At 63.9% G+C, this 17,057-nt stretch carries 22 protein-coding genes; 9 read left to right on the forward strand and 13 right to left on the reverse strand.

Features of this window, described 5'->3' with window-relative positions; translation table 11 throughout:
• Window positions 1-12 precede the first annotated feature (12 nt).
• The gene (gene gcvP / locus GGD61_RS02760) at window positions 13-2,880 is read left to right on the forward strand and encodes an aminomethyl-transferring glycine dehydrogenase (RefSeq protein ID WP_183230081.1); all 2,868 of its coding nucleotides are present in this window, start codon (window positions 13-15) and stop codon (window positions 2,878-2,880) included.
• Between the two features lie 136 nt (window positions 2,881-3,016).
• On the opposite strand, the gene GGD61_RS02765 is transcribed toward gcvP, so the two are convergent.
• The 4 genes from GGD61_RS02765 to recA form a co-directional block, all read right to left on the reverse strand.
• On the reverse strand, window positions 3,017-3,991 hold the full coding sequence (locus GGD61_RS02765) for a hypothetical protein (protein WP_312012523.1): 975 nt from the start codon (window positions 3,989-3,991) through the stop codon (window positions 3,017-3,019).
• A gap of 56 nt (window positions 3,992-4,047) precedes the next feature.
• Window positions 4,048-5,046, reverse strand: a complete 999-nt coding sequence (locus tag GGD61_RS02770) for a hypothetical protein (RefSeq protein WP_183230083.1) — start codon at window positions 5,044-5,046, stop codon at window positions 4,048-4,050.
• A 9-nt stretch (window positions 5,047-5,055) separates the two neighbouring features.
• Complete coding sequence (locus GGD61_RS02775; protein ID WP_183230085.1) at window positions 5,056-6,042, reverse strand: hypothetical protein; 987 nt, start codon at window positions 6,040-6,042, stop codon at window positions 5,056-5,058.
• A 107-nt stretch (window positions 6,043-6,149) separates the two neighbouring features.
• On the reverse strand, window positions 6,150-7,238 hold the full coding sequence (gene recA / locus GGD61_RS02780) for a recombinase RecA (protein ID WP_018316624.1): 1,089 nt from the start codon (window positions 7,236-7,238) through the stop codon (window positions 6,150-6,152).
• Window positions 7,239-7,537: 299 nt separating this feature from the next.
• Here recA and GGD61_RS02785 point away from each other — a divergent pair, with 299 nt between their 5' ends.
• Window positions 7,538-7,738: a hypothetical protein gene (locus tag GGD61_RS02785; RefSeq protein ID WP_183230087.1), complete on the forward strand. Its 201-nt coding sequence runs from the start codon at window positions 7,538-7,540 to the stop codon at window positions 7,736-7,738.
• 155 nt (window positions 7,739-7,893) lie between these two features.
• The gene (locus GGD61_RS02790) at window positions 7,894-8,061 is read left to right on the forward strand and encodes a hypothetical protein (protein WP_018316626.1); all 168 of its coding nucleotides are present in this window, start codon (window positions 7,894-7,896) and stop codon (window positions 8,059-8,061) included.
• 655 nt (window positions 8,062-8,716) lie between these two features.
• On the opposite strand, the gene GGD61_RS02795 is transcribed toward GGD61_RS02790, so the two are convergent.
• The gene (locus GGD61_RS02795; RefSeq protein ID WP_183230333.1) at window positions 8,717-8,974 is read right to left on the reverse strand and encodes a DUF2798 domain-containing protein; all 258 of its coding nucleotides are present in this window, start codon (window positions 8,972-8,974) and stop codon (window positions 8,717-8,719) included.
• 359 nt (window positions 8,975-9,333) lie between these two features.
• Here GGD61_RS02795 and GGD61_RS02800 point away from each other — a divergent pair, with 359 nt between their 5' ends.
• Together GGD61_RS02800 and GGD61_RS02805 are read left to right on the forward strand one after the other, a co-directional pair.
• Window positions 9,334-9,531, forward strand: coding sequence for a hypothetical protein (locus GGD61_RS02800; protein ID WP_026201702.1), 198 nt, complete (start codon window positions 9,334-9,336; stop codon window positions 9,529-9,531).
• Between the two features lie 153 nt (window positions 9,532-9,684).
• On the forward strand, window positions 9,685-9,918 hold the full coding sequence (locus GGD61_RS02805) for a DUF6894 family protein (RefSeq protein WP_018316629.1): 234 nt from the start codon (window positions 9,685-9,687) through the stop codon (window positions 9,916-9,918).
• A gap of 9 nt (window positions 9,919-9,927) precedes the next feature.
• On the opposite strand, the gene GGD61_RS02810 is transcribed toward GGD61_RS02805, so the two are convergent.
• Window positions 9,928-10,182: a hypothetical protein gene (locus GGD61_RS02810; protein ID WP_018316630.1), complete on the reverse strand. Its 255-nt coding sequence runs from the start codon at window positions 10,180-10,182 to the stop codon at window positions 9,928-9,930.
• Between the two features lie 145 nt (window positions 10,183-10,327).
• Complete coding sequence (locus GGD61_RS02815; protein WP_183230089.1) at window positions 10,328-10,624, reverse strand: hypothetical protein; 297 nt, start codon at window positions 10,622-10,624, stop codon at window positions 10,328-10,330.
• Between the two features lie 375 nt (window positions 10,625-10,999).
• Between GGD61_RS02815 and GGD61_RS02820 the strand changes: the two genes are divergently transcribed.
• The gene (locus tag GGD61_RS02820; protein ID WP_018316633.1) at window positions 11,000-11,464 is read left to right on the forward strand and encodes a PaaI family thioesterase; all 465 of its coding nucleotides are present in this window, start codon (window positions 11,000-11,002) and stop codon (window positions 11,462-11,464) included.
• A gap of 133 nt (window positions 11,465-11,597) precedes the next feature.
• Here GGD61_RS02820 and GGD61_RS02825 read toward each other — a convergent pair whose 3' ends face one another.
• A complete protein-coding gene (locus GGD61_RS02825; protein ID WP_026201704.1) occupies window positions 11,598-11,891 on the reverse strand; it encodes an HdeA family protein in 294 nt (97 codons plus the stop codon).
• A 182-nt stretch (window positions 11,892-12,073) separates the two neighbouring features.
• Between GGD61_RS02825 and GGD61_RS02830 the strand changes: the two genes are divergently transcribed.
• Window positions 12,074-12,316 carry a PilZ domain-containing protein gene (locus GGD61_RS02830; RefSeq protein ID WP_177237215.1) on the forward strand — a complete coding sequence of 81 codons (243 nt, stop codon included), beginning with the start codon at window positions 12,074-12,076 and terminating at the stop codon, window positions 12,314-12,316.
• A gap of 44 nt (window positions 12,317-12,360) precedes the next feature.
• On the opposite strand, the gene GGD61_RS02835 is transcribed toward GGD61_RS02830, so the two are convergent.
• Both GGD61_RS02835 and GGD61_RS02840 read right to left on the reverse strand, forming a co-directional pair.
• Complete coding sequence (locus GGD61_RS02835; protein ID WP_244550703.1) at window positions 12,361-14,397, reverse strand: pyrroloquinoline quinone-dependent dehydrogenase; 2,037 nt, start codon at window positions 14,395-14,397, stop codon at window positions 12,361-12,363.
• Window positions 14,398-14,410: 13 nt separating this feature from the next.
• Window positions 14,411-14,635, reverse strand: a complete 225-nt coding sequence (locus tag GGD61_RS02840; RefSeq protein WP_018316637.1) for a hypothetical protein — start codon at window positions 14,633-14,635, stop codon at window positions 14,411-14,413.
• A 164-nt stretch (window positions 14,636-14,799) separates the two neighbouring features.
• Here GGD61_RS02840 and GGD61_RS02845 point away from each other — a divergent pair, with 164 nt between their 5' ends.
• Together GGD61_RS02845 and GGD61_RS02850 are read left to right on the forward strand one after the other, a co-directional pair.
• Entirely contained in the window at window positions 14,800-15,204 is a 405-nt protein-coding gene (locus GGD61_RS02845; RefSeq protein ID WP_183230091.1) for a hypothetical protein, read from the forward strand.
• 113 nt (window positions 15,205-15,317) lie between these two features.
• The gene (locus tag GGD61_RS02850; RefSeq protein ID WP_018316638.1) at window positions 15,318-15,644 is read left to right on the forward strand and encodes a hypothetical protein; all 327 of its coding nucleotides are present in this window, start codon (window positions 15,318-15,320) and stop codon (window positions 15,642-15,644) included.
• 77 nt (window positions 15,645-15,721) lie between these two features.
• Here GGD61_RS02850 and GGD61_RS02855 read toward each other — a convergent pair whose 3' ends face one another.
• The 3 genes from GGD61_RS02855 to GGD61_RS02865 are packed head-to-tail and all read right to left on the reverse strand — an operon-like array spanning window position 15,722 to window position 17,003.
• The gene (locus GGD61_RS02855) at window positions 15,722-16,078 is read right to left on the reverse strand and encodes a carboxymuconolactone decarboxylase family protein (RefSeq protein WP_092258973.1); all 357 of its coding nucleotides are present in this window, start codon (window positions 16,076-16,078) and stop codon (window positions 15,722-15,724) included.
• 23 nt (window positions 16,079-16,101) lie between these two features.
• The gene (locus GGD61_RS02860; protein WP_183230093.1) at window positions 16,102-16,569 is read right to left on the reverse strand and encodes a DUF6691 family protein; all 468 of its coding nucleotides are present in this window, start codon (window positions 16,567-16,569) and stop codon (window positions 16,102-16,104) included.
• 5 nt (window positions 16,570-16,574) lie between these two features.
• On the reverse strand, window positions 16,575-17,003 hold the full coding sequence (locus GGD61_RS02865) for a YeeE/YedE family protein (RefSeq protein WP_092258967.1): 429 nt from the start codon (window positions 17,001-17,003) through the stop codon (window positions 16,575-16,577).
• Between the last annotated feature and the right edge of the window lie 54 nt (window positions 17,004-17,057).

Genomic DNA, 17,057 nt, shown 5'->3' on the forward strand with positions numbered 1-17,057 from the left:
ATGGAGCAAGCGATGACCGCGCACCGCAAGACCAACGGCGACACCGCCGCCAGTTTCGTTCGCCGCCACATCGGCCCATCGGCGCGCGATGTCACCGCCATGCTCGAAACCGTCAGCGCCAAGAGTGTGGACGCGCTGATGGCGGAGACGCTGCCGGCCTCGATCCGGCAGGCCGCCCCGCTCGACCTCGGCAAGCCGCTCAGCGAGACCGAGGCGATCGCGCATATGGGCGAGCTCGCACGGCAGAACCAGGTCTTCACCTCGCTGATCGGCCAAGGCTATTCCGGCACGATCCTGCCCGCGGTGATCCAGCGCAACATCCTGGAGAACTCGGCCTGGTACACGGCCTACACGCCCTACCAGCCCGAGATCAGCCAGGGCCGGCTGGAGGCGCTGCTCAACTTCCAGACCATGATCTGCGACCTCACCGGGCTCGACGTCGCCAACGCCTCGCTGCTCGACGAGGCCACCGCGGCCGCCGAAGCCATGGCGCTCGCCGAGCGTCACTCGCAGGTGAAAGCGCAAGCGTTCTTCGTCGACAAGGACGTGCATCCGCAAACGCTGGCCGTGATGCGCACCCGCGCCGAGCCGCTCGGATGGACTCTCGTCGTCGGCGATCCCCTCACCGATCTCGACCAGGCCGACGTGCTCGGCGCGCTGCTGCAATATCCGGGGTCTTCCGGCGCGGTGCGCGACCTCCGGCCTGCAATCGCAACACTGAAGGCCAAGGGCGCGCTCGCGATCGTCGCCGCCGACCTGCTGGCCCTGACGCTGCTCTCCTCGCCCGGCGAGCTCGGCGCCGACATCGCGATCGGCTCGGCCCAGCGCTTTGGCGTGCCGATGGGTTATGGCGGACCGCACGCGGCCTACATGGCAGTGCGCGATGCGCTGAAGCGCTCGCTGCCCGGCCGCATCGTCGGCCTCTCCGTGGATTCGCGCGGGGCACCGGCCTATCGCCTCGCGCTGCAGACCCGCGAGCAGCACATCCGCCGCGAGAAGGCGACCTCGAACATCTGCACCGCCCAGGTGCTGCTGGCCGTGATCGCCTCGATGTATGCGGTCTATCACGGGCCCGAAGGGCTGACGCAGATCGCCCGCAATGTGCATCGCCGCGCCGCCGTGCTCGCGAGCGGCCTGCGCAAGCTTGGCTTTGCGCCTGACAGCGGGAATTTCTTCGACACGCTCAGCGTCGATGCCGGCGCCAGGCGCGCCGAGATCGTCTTGCGCGCGGCAGCCGAGAAGATCAATCTCGGCGTCGGCGACACCAGCTTGCGCATCGCACTCGACGAGACCACGACGCCCGCGACGGTCGAAGCGGTCTGGCGTGCCTTCGGCGGCAATCTGGCCTATGCCGAGTTAGAGGCGACCACACGCGAAGCGCTGCCGGAGGCACTGAAGCGCGCGACCTCCTTCCTCACCCATCCGGTGTTCCACGCCCATCGCTCGGAAACCGAGATGCTGCGCTACATGCGCAAGCTCAGCGATCGCGACCTCGCGCTCGATCGCGCCATGATCCCGCTGGGATCCTGCACCATGAAGCTGAATGCGACCACCGAGATGATGCCCCTGACCTGGCCGGAGTTCGGCTCGCTGCATCCATTCGTGCCGCGTGAGCAGGCGGCAGGCTATCACGCGCTGTTCGCGCGGCTGGAAAAATGGCTGTGCGACATCACCGGCTATGACGCGATCTCGCTGCAGCCGAATTCCGGCGCGCAGGGCGAATATGCCGGACTTCTTGCCATCCGTGGCTACCATTCCGCGCGCGGCGAGAGCCATCGCAAGATCTGCCTGATCCCCTCCTCCGCCCACGGCACCAACCCGGCCTCGGCCGCGATGGTCGGCATGGACGTGGTGGTGGTCGCCTGTGAGACAAACGGCGACGTCGACGTCAATGATCTCCGCGCCAAGGCCGAGAAGCATTCCAATGATCTCGCTGCGGTCATGATCACCTATCCCTCGACGCACGGCGTGTTCGAGGAGCACATCCGCGAGATCTGCGACATCGTGCATGGCCATGGCGGCCAGGTATATCTCGACGGCGCCAACCTCAACGCGCAGGTCGGCCTTAGCAGGCCCGGCGATTACGGCGCCGATGTCAGCCATCTCAATCTGCACAAGACCTTCTGCATCCCGCACGGTGGCGGCGGCCCCGGCATGGGCCCGATCGGGGTCAAGGCGCACCTCGCCCCGTTCCTGCCCGGTCATCCGGCAACGCAGGCGGATGCCCCGGTCGGCCCGGTCTCGGCGGCGCCGTTCGGCTCGGCCTCGATCCTCACCATCTCCTACATCTACATTTTGATGATGGGCGGCGAAGGCCTGAAGCGCGCCACCGAGATCGCGATCCTCAACGCCAATTACATCGCAGCGCGCCTCGATCCGCACTTCCCGGTGCTCTACAAGAACGCCAAGGGCCGCGTCGCGCATGAGTGCATCGTCGACCCCCGTCCGCTGAAGACGACGTCCGGCGTCACCGTCGACGACATTGCAAAACGCCTGATCGATTACGGCTTCCACGCCCCGACCATGAGCTTCCCGGTGCCAGGCACGCTGATGATCGAGCCGACCGAGTCGGAATCCAAGGCCGAGCTGGACCGGTTCTGCGATGCCATGATCGCGATCCGGAAAGAAATCGCCGAGGTCGAGGCCGGCCGCTTCAAGATCGAGGCCTCGCCGCTGCGCCACGCCCCGCACACCGTGCACGACATCGCGGACGACGATTGGAAGCGCGCCTACACCCGCGCCGAAGGCTGCTTCCCCGCGGGCACCTCTCGCACCGACAAATATTGGAGCCCCGTCGGCCGTGTCGACAACGTTTACGGCGACCGCAACCTCGTATGCTCCTGCCCGCCCGTGAGCGATTACGCGCAAGCTGCGGAGTAAGCCACGACGGAGGTCTCGTCGGCGGAGCTCTCGTAGGGTGGGCAAAGCGTCAGCGTGCCCACCACCTCTTGCTTGTTGAAAATGGTGGGCACGGCGCTTGCGCGCCTTTTTCCACCCTACGGCACCGGATGCGCCGCTATGGCGCAATCAACAACCGGCTTTCACGATCCCAGCGCCAGAGCCGTTCGTTGGTGAGTTCGGTCCCGCCCCACCAGCGATAAATCCGGTTGTGGCGCCACATATCATCCTCGCGCGCAAAAATTGAACGCCCGAGTTCAGTGAGCGTGACCTTCCACTCGCTCCTGCCGAAATAGCGATCCTCATTGTCGAATGCCGGATCGCCCAGCAGGATCGGCGGGGCCGGGTGCGCCCCCAGTTCGAGCAAGGCATCAAACGCGTCGTTCTCGTCAAACACATTGCGAAGCCACCTCGCTCCCTCGACGATCCTCGGGTCGGTGTGCCCATCGTTCACAAACTCCAGAACATCCATTTCGCTGGCACCCAGGCCCGTCACACTGTCCGGAAGCTCTTCGAGCAACGCGATGAGCGCCGGCCGAAGTCTCGGCAGGGCCGTCAGATCCGTCATCAGAAGATCGAAGCAGGGCTTTGGCGTTTCAGCCCGATAGGCTTGCCAGGCGCGGCGTGCCAAGGCCAAATGGTTTTCGGTCACCTTGAAGGCCGGCAGCTTCCATTTTGCGACAGATTCCGGAGCATAGTCCGCAACATGATCATCTGTGTGCACCAGACTGAGCTTCGTCGTAATCTCCTTGTAGGGGCGAAGCAGGTCCAGCAGCCAGATCAGCACAAGCTGATCGTTTGGTCGAGGGTCGACCCAGATTTCAATTGAGTCGAACTTCGCACACAGCTCGAAGAAACCGATATCACGCGTTCCGAACCCCTCCAGCGAGCCGCGACAAGCCTCATCGAGCCAATGATCGCCAGGATTGCCGTGCTTCGCCGATCGGCGCTCCAGCCCAAGCAATAGTTGTTCCTCGGGAGGCAATTTCCTCCACACGAAGCGTAGATTGAATCCAACCACGACATTCGCGAGGCGCGACTGGGCAAGCACGTCTTCGTCAAGGTGGTTCGTGGATAAGATCAAATGAGACACGGTCGCCTCTTAAAAAATTGATTCGCGTACAGGAACGCTGAGAGCCATGCGCGCCCTTAGTCAGGTGCGATCAACGCGCGGTGCTCGGCGTCCCATCGCCAAAGCCGTTCGCTGGTGAGAAGTGTGCCACCCCACCAGCGGCGAAACGGATTATGGCGCCGAAAGTCCTCTTCTCCCGTCAGCACCGCCATCCCGAAATCGGTGAGCGACATTAGGGACTGCTTGTATTGCGCGAAACGGCGAGCATCGTCATGCATGTCGAGCGTGAATGGCCCCTCCTCCAGCCCGGCTACGGCCGGCACTGGACATCGCGCGAGTCCATCGAGCAGCGCGCCGACCTCCCAGTAATCGTACACGCGCCGGTCGTTGGGTTTCTGATGTCCCGGGAAGACGTGAAAGGGCTGCACTTCGCCCGGCGCGATGAGTTGCAGCATCCGTGTCTCCGTGGTCCCGAGGCCGCTGGTCACGTTTGGAAGCTCTTCGAGCAGGTCAACAACGCAATGCTCGAGCTGCGGAAGCGGACTCAAGTCCGCTTCAAGCAGGTTGAACCAGGCCTGCGGCATGGGTCCGCAATAAGCGCACCATGCGCGACTGGCCAGTTCAAGGTGATCTTCCGCAAGTTTTCCTATTGGCGGATTCAGCTTCACAAGTTGCTCCGGCGCGACATCACCCACGGCAAAGTCCAGGTGACGTATCGAGAGCTTGGAAACTGCCGCTTTCTCGGTGCTGCAATGTTCGAGCAACCAAAGCAGAATTAACTGTGCATTTGGCTCTGATCCCATCCACAGTTCGGCCGTGTCGCATTCGGACAACAGGTCGACCAGTCCGCGCCCCCTCACCCCAGACCCTTCCAGACGCCAGGCCGGGGTGTGGTCCAGCCAGTGCAGGCCGAGCGCTTGGGTCGTTCGCGGGGAGAAGAATGCCCGGTGTTCCGCATCAGACGGCAGCGGCCCCAAGACAAGCCGGCGCTCGATCGCAAGGACGAGATCGCCAAGGCCGGCGCCTTGTATCGCGCCGGCGGCGGACGAATCGGTCGTCACGATGAGCCGCGTCATGCGGGATCCTCAGGGTTTCGTCAGGACTGCGCCGTAGCGCCATAGCTTATCATTGGTCAGATGCGTGCCGCCCCACCAGCGGTCGATCGGATTGTATCGGCTGAAATCCTCCTGATGGGCCAGGACAGCCTTCCCGAACTCGGTCAACGACAATCGGCTGCGGAGATAGACCTCATGCCGAGCCCTTAGATTGCCGTGATCGATTGTACGCAGTTCATCGCCCAAACCGGCTACGGCGGGCCTGGGGCCAAGCGCGAGCCCCTCCAACAGCGAACCCAAATCAAATTCGCTGAACACGTACGTGCGCCGCTGCGAGCGCAGATGAAACAGGGCGTTCGTGTTTGCAAAGCCTCTGGAAAGCAGCTCCAGGAATCGCATCTCGGTCGCACCAAGACCCGTCGAGGATGACGGTAGCTCTGCCAACAGCTCTTGCAATGCCGGTCGCAACATCAACAAGGCGCTCAGATCGCTCCAAAGTAGGTTGGCGCAGGCCTCGGGCGTCGGCGTGCGATAGGCCTGCCAGGCCATTCTGGCAGTGCTAAGTTCACGGGCCTGAACATCCACCATAGGAATATGCGACGCGGACGCATCGGAAACTCGGTCTCTCAGATCGAAGAGATCGGATGCAAGCAGACGCAACCTGAGTTTTTTCAGCAGCTCAGGGTATGAGGCAAGATAGTCGAGCAGCCAGATCAGCTGCAGTTGATCGTCTGGGCTCGGATCGAACCAAAGTTCGATCTCGTCATAGCGCTCGCAAAAATCGGCAAAGGGTAGCTTCCTGAGTTCCTTGAACTTGGAGGGCCATTTTGTACCCCAATCCGACCAATGATCGCCCGGCCTGAGCGTCCCTGACTGCGCCCCGAAATAGGCTGCGAAATAGTCGGACGAAGGCAACGGCCCCCACGTGAAGCGAAAAAAGAACAGAACGACGATCTCGGCCAGCTTCGATTTGGCGAGATCGGCGCCGGCCGCACTGGTCAGGATCAGACGCTTCATCACACCACCACCCGATCACGACAACGCAAAACGAAACAGGCGCTGACGACGTCGGCAACTCAACGTCTTCAGCGCCCGCTCCTCGCGAAAAGCTTTCGCGGTTCGTCTTACTCGTCTGCCGGCTCCTCGCCGTCGGCGTCGCTCTCGGGCGTACCGGCCAGAATCTGCTCGGAGATCAGACCGGAGTTCTGGCGGATCGAGGTCTCGATCTTGGCGGTGATGTCGGGGTTGGCCTTCAGGAAGGCTTTCGAGTTCTCGCGACCCTGGCCGAGACGCTGGCTGTCATAGGAGAACCAGGCGCCGGATTTCTCGACGATGCCGGCCTTGACGCCGAGATCGAGGATCTCGCCCATCTTGGAGACGCCCTCGCCGTACATGATGTCGAACTCGACCTGCTTGAAGGGCGGTGCCAGCTTGTTCTTGACCACCTTGACGCGCGTGGTGTTGCCGACCACTTCGTCGCGCTCCTTGATCGCGCCGATGCGGCGGATGTCGAGCCGGACGGAGGCATAGAACTTCAGCGCGTTGCCGCCGGTGGTGGTCTCGGGCGAGCCGTACATCACACCGATCTTCATGCGGATCTGGTTGATGAAGATCACCATGGTATTGGACTTGTTGATCGACGCCGTCAGCTTGCGCAGCGCCTGGCTCATCAGGCGCGCCTGCAGACCCGGAAGCGCATCACCCATCTCGCCTTCGAGCTCGGCCTTCGGCACCAGCGCGGCGACCGAATCAACCACCAGCACGTCCACCGCACCCGAGCGCACCAGCGTGTCGCAGATTTCCAGCGCCTGCTCGCCGGTGTCGGGCTGCGAGATCAGAAGCTCGTCGATGTTGACGCCGAGCTTGCGGGCATAGACCGGATCGAGCGCATGCTCGGCGTCGATGAAGGCGCAGATGCCGCCCTTCTTCTGCGCTTCCGCCACCGTGTGCAGCGCCAGCGTGGTCTTGCCCGACGATTCCGGCCCGTAGATCTCGACGATGCGTCCCTTGGGCAGACCGCCGATGCCGAGCGCGATATCAAGCCCGAGCGAGCCTGACGACACCGCCTCGATGTCCATCGACCGGTCGTTCTTGCCGAGCTTCATCACCGAGCCCTTGCCGAACTGGCGCTCGATCTGAGAGAGCGCGGCGGCCAGAGCTTTACTCTTGTCCATGGAAGATCCTTCGACGATACGCAGGGCAGTGGCGGACATTGGGTCGTGCTCCTTATGGCGAGGATTCGCGTGAGGGACAAACGATTGGCGAGGCGGCTCGTCGATAAAAGTAGCGTACCCCATTTGTTCTAGGTTCGCAATATGTTCTTTTGCGGATTTGGGGGTTGTCCGTGAGCATCCCCCAGTCCCCCTCCTCATTCGCGTTGTGCACACAACTGGACAGACGCCGGTCCCGTTAATGGTCCTCAATGGGCCATCACCGCACGAACCGTGGCCACTATCGGTGATGAGAACGCCCGATTGCGCTCCCGCCTTCCTCGCACGGAAAGGAGCGCGCCATGCTCAAGCGGCGACGTTTCAAGCAGCAACTGACGCTTCAAGATCGACTCTCCGCCTGGGTGAAGCAGGTCGAGGAGCAGGCCTCCAGGCTTCCGCCCGGGCCCGAGCGGAACGCCCTGCTCAAGAAGGCCCGGCAGGCCGACGTCGCCAATCATCTGCACGATTGGGTCATATCCCCCGGGCTGCAACCGCCGAAATAACAGGGCTGCCGCGACGTCATTCCCCGGCCGAAGCTGACGCGCATCAAAGACGCATGGCCCGGCCGCCGTCAGAATTCCGTAATCCTGCGGCACCGAACCTTTTCGCGGTCTTGGGCCTTCTCCAGGATGGGACCGCAACTTTGGGGATCTCAGTCATGACGGACAACACGAACCGCGACACGATCAGGCGCAATCCCCTGCTGGAGGCGGCGCAGGAGGAACTGATGAAGTTCGAGCGCGCGGAAAACGAGTTCCGCAAGAAGGACCGCCAAGAGCGCGCCGCCGAGCTCCACCTTCCCCTGAACGAAATCAAGATCCACTAAACACGGCGCGGGGCCGGCGTCCGAAGCTGACAAGGGCGCGCCGGCGATGCTGCTGGCGGCGGCGGGAAGCAGTCGCAAGGTGTCGGCAGCGCAGCTCGAGTCGATTTGAGCGGCTCCACGGGGCGCATCGCGCGCAATGACGGCATCTAAACACTACTCATAAGTCGCTGAAAGAACAACAGAATTTCCATGCCGCCTACTGTGCATGGGGTTGTTTTCCAGTTTTTGAGAATGCGGCACGTCCCGTAACCCGTCATCCGGGGAAAGGCTGCCGCTCGCGCGCCTGTTTTAAAGCAGCGCCAGCAGCACGAGGCCGATCACCAGCACCACGAAGCCAGCCGCTGTCGCGGCGGCGAATGACCGCTCTACGTTATCCATGATGCCACCCCGTGGTCGGCGTGCCACGTTCCCCCATGGCTGCGCCGAACGATGTGGAATCTTGCCGACCGGTGTGTCCGCAGTTGTGCGAACGGATGTCGAAATTGGGACCGGTGCGGGGCCAGTCTGCGGCCTCGACGCTCGGCCCGGAAATCCGCCGCCTGTCAGGCTGCCGTAAGCGCAGCCGGCTAGAATGATGTGGCTATGGTGTTGCAGCCCAGCACCTCAGCCTCCAATAACTTTTTGCCCCGTCTGGCTCTCCCCAGGCGGGGCTTTTTCATCCGTGCCGGGCGGTTCGCGGATCTCTGTCCTCCTGGGTCAGGAGCAGGGAGAAAGTGCGGATCGCGGGCGCAGCCAGCAGAACGATCGGCAGCATCGCGGCCCATGCGATCAGCCACGACACCATCCAGTGCCCGACGAAGCTCATCGCGCTGCCGGCGGGCAAGCTGGCGATCCCCGCCGCGATCAGCGAGGTCAGTCCGGACTGGATGATTCCGAAGACGAAATGACTGTAGCGGCGGGGAATGCCGAGCATGACCGGGCCCATGTTGTTTCTTGCCGTCGTTCAGACCAAGCAAGGCATATGCCGCCGCTTGCAGGGAAAACGGTACCCCCCCCGGCGGGGCCCCCCGCGGCCCGTCCGATCGGCGTACCGGCGCAGCCGGGTGCAGCCCAGGAACTTTGTTCATGGTCGGAGAACCACGGGTATGCGACAGCCTTACTGTCTCACGGCCCGGCGTCTTTCGAAAGCCGGCTCCGCTTGTTTCGGCGCACGCGCGCTTTCGAGATATCCCCGAACTATCCGGGGCTTACCGACAGAATTTGCTTGTCTCCGGAATATTGGGACGCCCAACATGTTTGCAGACATGGAGAGTGAATCGTGGGGAGGTCACCATGAATCACAGGGGCATCGAGTTCACTGTCGCCAAGACGGCGATTCCCGGAATCTGGCAATGGCAGTTCCGCATCGGCGAGCAGGTCAAGACCGGCAAGACCGAGACGAAAATCGATCTGTTGGCGATCCGGCGCGTGCAGCTGCGCATCGATCGGGAGCTGAAGCGATCGGCCGGGCCGACTGAACCGGCCGGATGAAGGTCGGCGTCGGATGGCGCCTTGTGCCGCCGCGGCTGGCGGCGGAACATCATCCGTAGCCGCCCGGAATTGATCTGACGGTGGTTTGGGATTGGACTGCGCGCGCTCATGGCCCTGGGGGCAAGGCCATCACGCGCGCGATCGGTGCCAGCCATGCCATTGTATTTCTTTCGAATCCGGAATGGCCGTTATTCGGGCTGCGCGGACCAGGCGACGGAATTCGCCGATCGCGATTCGGCCTGGAAAGAGATGACCAATGTCTGCGCCGACATGACCGCCGGCATTGCCCGCAAGCTCCAGGAAAATTCCGAATGGCACATGGAGCTGCTGGACGAGGCCAAGGAGCCCGTGTTCCGGATCCGCATCGTCGCCGAAACCCTCGACTAGCAAGCAGCTTCAATCCGCGCTGGGCAGCCGCCGCATGGTGAATTCGATGTCGCCGCCGGGCAGCTCGCGCCAGGTCTCGACCGCGCTCATATAGCCGGCCTTGGGGTAGCGGGCGAAGAAGGCCTGCGCCCTTTCCCGTGCCGCCGCGCGCGGCAGCGTGAAGGTCTCGCGCAGATAGCCGTCGCCGACCGTTTGGCCCGGCTTGCCGGCGATCTTGCGCCGGCCCGCCATCCGCTCGGCGAGATCCCGCGGACGATCGGCCATGTCCTCCTCCTCTGCGCGCTACCCTCCAGCCAAATGTAGGGCGTGAGCCGGACGAAGAGGAGTCCCCTCCCGAAGGCGTTGTGCCGCCCCCGGATGGAGCTGCGGTCAGCTGGCGCCGCTCGTCAGTTGGCGGCGGTGCCGCTCGTCAATTGGCGGCGGTGCCGCTCTTGGACTTCTTCGGCGCGCTGGTTGCGGCCGAGGCCTTCGGCGCCACCGGCTGCTTCGGCGGATCGGCGCGCATGCCGCCCCAGGGATCGTTGGACGTCTTGGAATCCGGGATCTTCTTCAGCGTTTCCTTATAGGCCTTGTCACGCTCGGCTTCCGCGGCCTTTTCCTCGGGGGTCTTGCTCGGGGCGTCCTGCAGCAAATTCAGATTGGGCATTTGCGCATAGGCAGGTCCCGCTAGCACGGCCAGCACCGCGGCCAAACGGAAAAGCTTCATCGTCTACTCCTTGATCATCCATGGAGGCACGGTTCGCCCGCGCCTGGTCATCCTTGTCGCGGCCGGTCGCGACCGCCGAGGCCGTCCGGGCCCCCTAGAGCCGATCCGATCTGCACGATTTCGGCGCATGCAGCCAGTCGTCCCAGATCGGACCGCATTTGGTGCACCCGCTCAGCGCGAGGCCGAGCGCGGCCATACAAAAGACGAGGACACACCGACGCAACATCATCCACCCATACCCCGAGCAAGCCATCATATCGGGCCAAGTCAGGCATTTTCAAGCCGACGGGACCGGCCCCAGACCGGGTGACTTTGCCGCGCCGATGCGCGCACAATGGGCCGAAACATCCGGCAATACAGGAGAGCGCGCCAGCAATGCAAATGCAGCCAGACACCGAATTCGGCCTCTCCGACGCCAGACGCATCCTCGGCGAGATTATCGCGCCCTGGGTCCAGGATCTCAATCTCGCGGTCGAGCGCCTCGAGCACGTGCAGCCGGCGGATGCGCCTGACTGGCAGCCGGGCGCACTCCTGCGCATGCCGTTCTCGGAGCGGCTGTGCCGGAACGGCGGCATGGTCTGCGGCCAGGCCCTGATGGCGCTCGCCGACACCGCGATGGTGATCGCGAACCTCGCGGCCAATCGCGGCTACCGCCCCATGACCACGGTCGACCAGACCACGCATTTCATGCGCGCGGCCTCCTCGTCGGACGTGCTGGCGGACGCGCGCGTGGTGCGGCTCGGGCGCACCATGAGCTTTGGCCGCGTCACGCTGCTCTCGGCGACCGACAACAAACCGATCGCGATGGTATCGAGCGCGTTCGCGATGCTGCCGGGCTGAGCGGCATCTCAAAAGAAGAGAGCCGCGTGGGCGCAAAGCGCACCGCGGCTCTCCATCACGATCGTGTCGAAGCAAAAGACCGAAGCGCGATTGCATCCTCGCTTCGGTCCGCACGCTTCATGACTTGCCGAGATTATTTTCCGAGCACTTCGTCGGCTGCGGTGACGATGCTGGCGGTCGGATTCTTTCCGCAATAGGCACCGAACTTCTTGGCGTTCTCGATGAACACGTCAGTGTCGATGATCGCGTTGTCCTCGTCGCCCTTGTACCAGCCGTCCATCCAGGTCAGCACGACCTGGATGTTGTCTTCGCCGCTCTCGAGGAACTGCTTGCAGCTCATGGTCGAAAGGTCCCACTTGACGGCGTGGGCAGGCATCGACGACAGCGAGAACGCGGCGGCGAGCAAAATCGAAAGCGTGGTCTTCATCAGTATCTCCATCGGCGCGTAGCGCCATAAAAGAAGAGCGTGTGGGGAAAGTCGGCGGAGAGATTCTCCGCGTCAACGTCGTAAACGAAGTCTGAAGCGCTGTGCAAGTAGCGCCAGTATTGAGTTTAGTTCAACGTAATTTCTATGCATTACTTCACAATCATCATGATGGACCAACGCGGATGATCGAGAAGCGTGCAGCGCAGCGGCACCGTGTTTTCAAGGGTGGAACGATCACCTTCGAAAGCAGCGGCATCCCCTGCACCGTGCGAAACATGTCGGCGGGCGGCGCGGCGATCGACCTCGACACCCCCGTCACATTGCCGCAATCGTTCACGCTATCGATCGCGCGCGACGATTTCGTGCGGAATTGTCGCACAGTTTGGCGCAGTGACAAGCGCGTCGGCCTCGCCTTCGTGCAATAGCGCGCGCGATGTGAACGAACGTTCGCATCGCATCCACAACACGATTATGATTGCGTGATACGACGACGGCGACGCCAGCGCAGGCTTGCGATCACGAGCGCGGCGATTGCGATTCCGATCGCCGCGGATGCTCCGAAAAATCGTCCACCGGGACGATCGATGGTGCGCGACCACAATGTCGGCGCCTCGCCCGGCCGCGCCAGGCGGAACGCGACCACGCTGTCGCCGATCGAGGTGCCGACTTCGGAGTGACCGCCGGCGCCGATCGCGACATATTGCTCGCCCTTCCACAGATAGGTCATGGGATTGGCGACGCCGGGCACCGGCAGCCGTCCCTGCCACAGCTCCTTGCCGCTTCGCGCATCGAAGGCGCGCAGATAAGCATCCATCGCGCCGGTGAAGACGAGGCCGCCTGCCGTGACCGCCACTCCGTTGACGAGAGGCGCACCCCAGGGCAGCGGCGCGCCAAGTGGTGCCAGGTCTTCGGTGGTCCCGACGGTCGAACGCCAGAGGATCTTGCCGGCCTTCAGATCGACCGCAACCATCTCGCCCCAGGGCGGCTTGTTGCAGAGCAGACCGAGCGGCGACATCGCCACCGCGCGCGACATCGCAAACGGCGCGCCGCGCTGCTGGCCGAAATCATGCCCCGGCGGCGGATTGAATCCGGCAGCCTCCGTGCGCGGGATCAGCCTGATGAGATGAACGGCGCGCCCGGTGTTGGCGTAGAGAATCTGCCGGACCGGATCGAAGGCCGCGCTGCCCCAGTTCACGCCGCCGCCGGTGAAGGGAAACTCCAGCGTGCCCCGCACGGAAGGCGGCGTGAACAGACCCTCGTTGCGCGCCTCCGTGAACAGGCGCTCGCAGGACGAGGGGCGCAGTTCCGGCAACGGCGAGAGCGCGTCGTCGGTCGAGATCGCCTGTGATGTCAGCGCCGGCACATGCGTCGGAAATGGCTGCGTCGGCGACAACGTTTCCCCTTCCGCGCCGCCCTGCGGCACCGCGCGTTCTTCCACCGGCCAGACCGGCTTGCCGCTGTCGCGGTCGAGCACGAAGACAAAACCTTGCTTGGTCGGCTGGATCACGACGTCGCGCTGGCCATCACCGGCATCGAGGCGCGCGAGCGTCGGCTGCGCCGCCAGATCGTAATCCCAGACGTCGTGATGCACGGTCTGGAATGCCCATGCGAGTTCACCGGTCTCGATGCGCAATGCGACCACCGAATTGGCATGCTCGTTGTTGCCCGGCCGCTTGCCGCCCCAGAAATCGGGCGACGGCGAGGACGTCGGCAGGAACACCAGGCCGCGCGCCGTGTCGACCGACATCGGCGCCCAGACATTGGCGTGCCCGGCTTCGATGCCGTCACGCTTGAGCGGCTCGAAGCTCCAGCGCGCCCGGCCGGTGCGCGCATCGAACGCGCGTATGACGCCGCTCGGCGCATCGACGCGTCGGTTGTCGGAGATCGAGGAGCCGACCACGACGACACCCCGGCCAACGGCGGGCGGCGAGGTGATCTGGAACTCGCCGGGCCATTCCAAGGCAATACCGATATCAAGCTTCACCTCGCCACCATTGCCGAAACCGGCACAGGGAATTCCCGTCTTCGCATCGAGCGCGATCAGGCGGACGTCGTTCGTGCCCATGAAGATGCGCGATCGACAGGCGGCATTCGCGGGCGCCTCATCGTCGGTCCAGTGGGTGACGCCGCGGCAGACGTAACGATTGGCGGGACGCTGATTGGTCGCGATCTTCGGATCGTAACGCCATTTCTGCGCGCCCGAGCCGGGATCGAGCGCAATCACCTCGTTGAAGGGCGAGCAGAAGATCAGGCTGTCCTCGACGAACAGCGGCGTTGCCTGGAATTTTGTTCGCCGCATCACCTGCGGCGGGCGCACCGCGAGATCGCCGGTGCGGAATTCGAAGGCCCGAACCAGATTGCCGACATTGTCGGGCGTGATCTGTTGCAGTGGCGAGAAGCGCGAGCCGCCGGCATCGCCGCCCCAACTCTCCCAGGCCGCGCTTGGCCGCACGACAATCAGCAGCAGCGCAACGAGCCCGATCGGAAATCGCAGGCCGGTCCGCAACGCTCGCCTCGCCCTATTTCGGCTTCTTGGCGGGTTCACTCGGGCGGGCCCCGCCCCACGGGTCGTACTTGTCCTTGGGCTCGGGAATGCGCTCAAGCGCGGCCTTGTAGGCTTTCTCGTCGACCTTGGGCTTGTTGTCCGCCGGTTTAGCTGCCTCATTGGGTGGCCGCCGGCCCTGCGCCTGCGCCGATGCAACCGTCAGCGCCATGACCGCAGCCGCGATGACCAAAATCCTCATTGATGCAACCCCCCTCGTCTGGGGTACAAACTTAGCCTGCAATTCCGGAATATGAAATGCCGCGAGTTCCAGGACTTCCTGGAGACTTCAGCAAATCTTGATCGCCGGGGACTTCGCCGGATCGCATTCCTGCCTATCTGTTGGCCCGCAGGGGACCTTCACGGATGTTACGGATCATTGCACATGCGGCGCTGCTCGCCGGCGCGCTCGCGCTCGGCGCCTGCGGCTTTGCCGACAGCCGCGTGCCGGTGCCGGAATTCATGCGCATGAAGGAAACCGAGCAGCCGCCGCCTGAGCCCGCCCCCGACGTCAAGCGCGTGGTGCGCGAGCAGATCGACGTCGTCTTCCTCGCCACCTCCTATCCGCGCGAGGTGCACGTCGCTGCGCCCCATCGCGAGGTGCGCGGGCCGGGCTGGACCGCCTGCGTCCGGGCCCAGCTCACCTCCGCCACCGGCACCTCGCTCGGCGCCCAGACCTACATCGTGACGATATCAGGCGGAAAAGTGGTCGACCGCCGCCGGGCAGAAGCCGAGGACATCTGCGGAACGGAAACCTACGAGCCGATCTAGCAGCGAATCTGCGTAACAAAGCTCCGGTTCCGGGAAAAACCAGCACCGCAACCGGGAACGATCGCCGCCTCCCCTTCTTGTTACCGCCGAGGGCAGTTTCGGTGGAGGACACGATGAAGACATTTACGATTGCGCTGTTGGCGGGTGTCGGCGCGCTGGCCGCGGCAACCGGTGCCAAGGCGGCGGACATCTATTCGACCAGCGAATACACGAACCCCGATCTCATTCAGGAAGTCCGGCTTGTCTGCGACGACGCCGGCAATTGCTACCGCACCCGCGGCGGCTCGCGCGTGATCGTGCGCGACTCCTACGCGACCATGCCGCGCGATCGCTATTATGAGCGACGCACCTATCGCGACTGGGACGATGGTCCGCGTGCCGGCGTCGGCATCCGGACACCCGGCGTCAGCGTGGGCGTCGGTGTCGGCGACCGCTGGTAGTTGATAGATCGAGCACGGACGGGACCGGACGAGACAACTCGCCCGGTCCCGTCGCGTGCTTGACTCAGATCGCGACGTCAGGCGGCGACCGATTGCTGCTGAAACTGCTCAAAGGCCGCGATCGCATCGGCGGCGTACATCAGCGACGGTCCGCCGCCCATGTAGACGGCCATGCCGAGCGTCTCCTCGACCTCCTGACGCGTCGCGCCGAGCTTGACGAGGGCTTCGGTGTGAAAGCCGATGCAGCCGTCGCAACGCGCGGCGACACCGAGCGCCAGCGCGATCAGCTCCTTCGTCTTCTTGTCCAGTGCACCCTCGTGCGTGGCAGCCTGGGCGAGTGCGGAAAATCCCTTCATGGTCTCGGGAATGTCGCTCCGCAGCTTGCGCATGTTGGCGGAGATTTGCCTGACGATGTCGGGGTAGTTCTTGTCCATGATCTTTACTCTCTGCAGTGACTTCAGGTTTCGAGCGGATCGGCCGGCGCGACCAAGCGCGTCAGCGACGGCAGGTGGGCGGCAAAGCGTGCGAGCACCATGCCGGCACACATCGCCGCAACGAAGATGAAGGCCGAAGAAGACCCGAACCCGAGCGCGGTCAGCGCCGGCCCCGGACAGAAGCCGGCCAATCCCCAGCCGATACCGAAGATCGCCGGACCTGCGACGATTCTGGGATCGATATCGTTTCGCGTCGGGAGGAAAAATCGTTCGGCAAAGAACGGACGGGCGCGCCGCAGGACGCGATTGAAGCCGATGAAGGTCACCGCCACCGCACCGGCCATCACGAAGGCAAGGCTCGCATCCCATGTCCCCGCCGGAATGCCGCCGACGTCGAGGAAGTTCAGAACCTTCGCCGGGTCGGACATGCCGGAGACGATGAGGCCGAGACCGAAGATCAGGCCGATCACGAATTGAACGAGAATGGCCATCGGCGTCAGCTCCAATGCCGCGTCAGGAAGACGGTCGCCATGCCGGCTGCCATGAAGGTCACGGTCGCGACCAGCGAACGCGTGGAGAGCCGCGACAGGCCGCAGACGCCGTGGCCGGAGGTGCAGCCGCTGCCCCACACCGAGCCAAAGCCGGTGAGCAGGCCCCCGACAATCAGGATTGCCGTTCCCGCCTCGATCGTCTGCGACGGCAGGCTCCCCGTGGCGAGCCGTACCAGCACGGGCGCGGCGACAAGGCCGGCGACGAAGGCGAGGCGACCGGCGAACTCGCCATCCTCATAGGGCGGAAACAACCGTGCCGCGATGCCGCTGACGCCGGCGACCCGTCCCTTCGCCCACATCAGCAGAACGGCGGACAGGCCGATCAGCACGCCGCCTACAAGCGAAGCCATTGGCGTGAAAGACGTTGCAACCATTCGACCCTCCGGACCGAGAGCGCCCTTCACGGGCGGCGAATACCTTTATTTCAG

This window comes from Bradyrhizobium sp. SBR1B (genome assembly GCF_014198205.1).
Classification (GTDB): Bacteria; Pseudomonadota; Alphaproteobacteria; order Rhizobiales; family Xanthobacteraceae; genus Bradyrhizobium.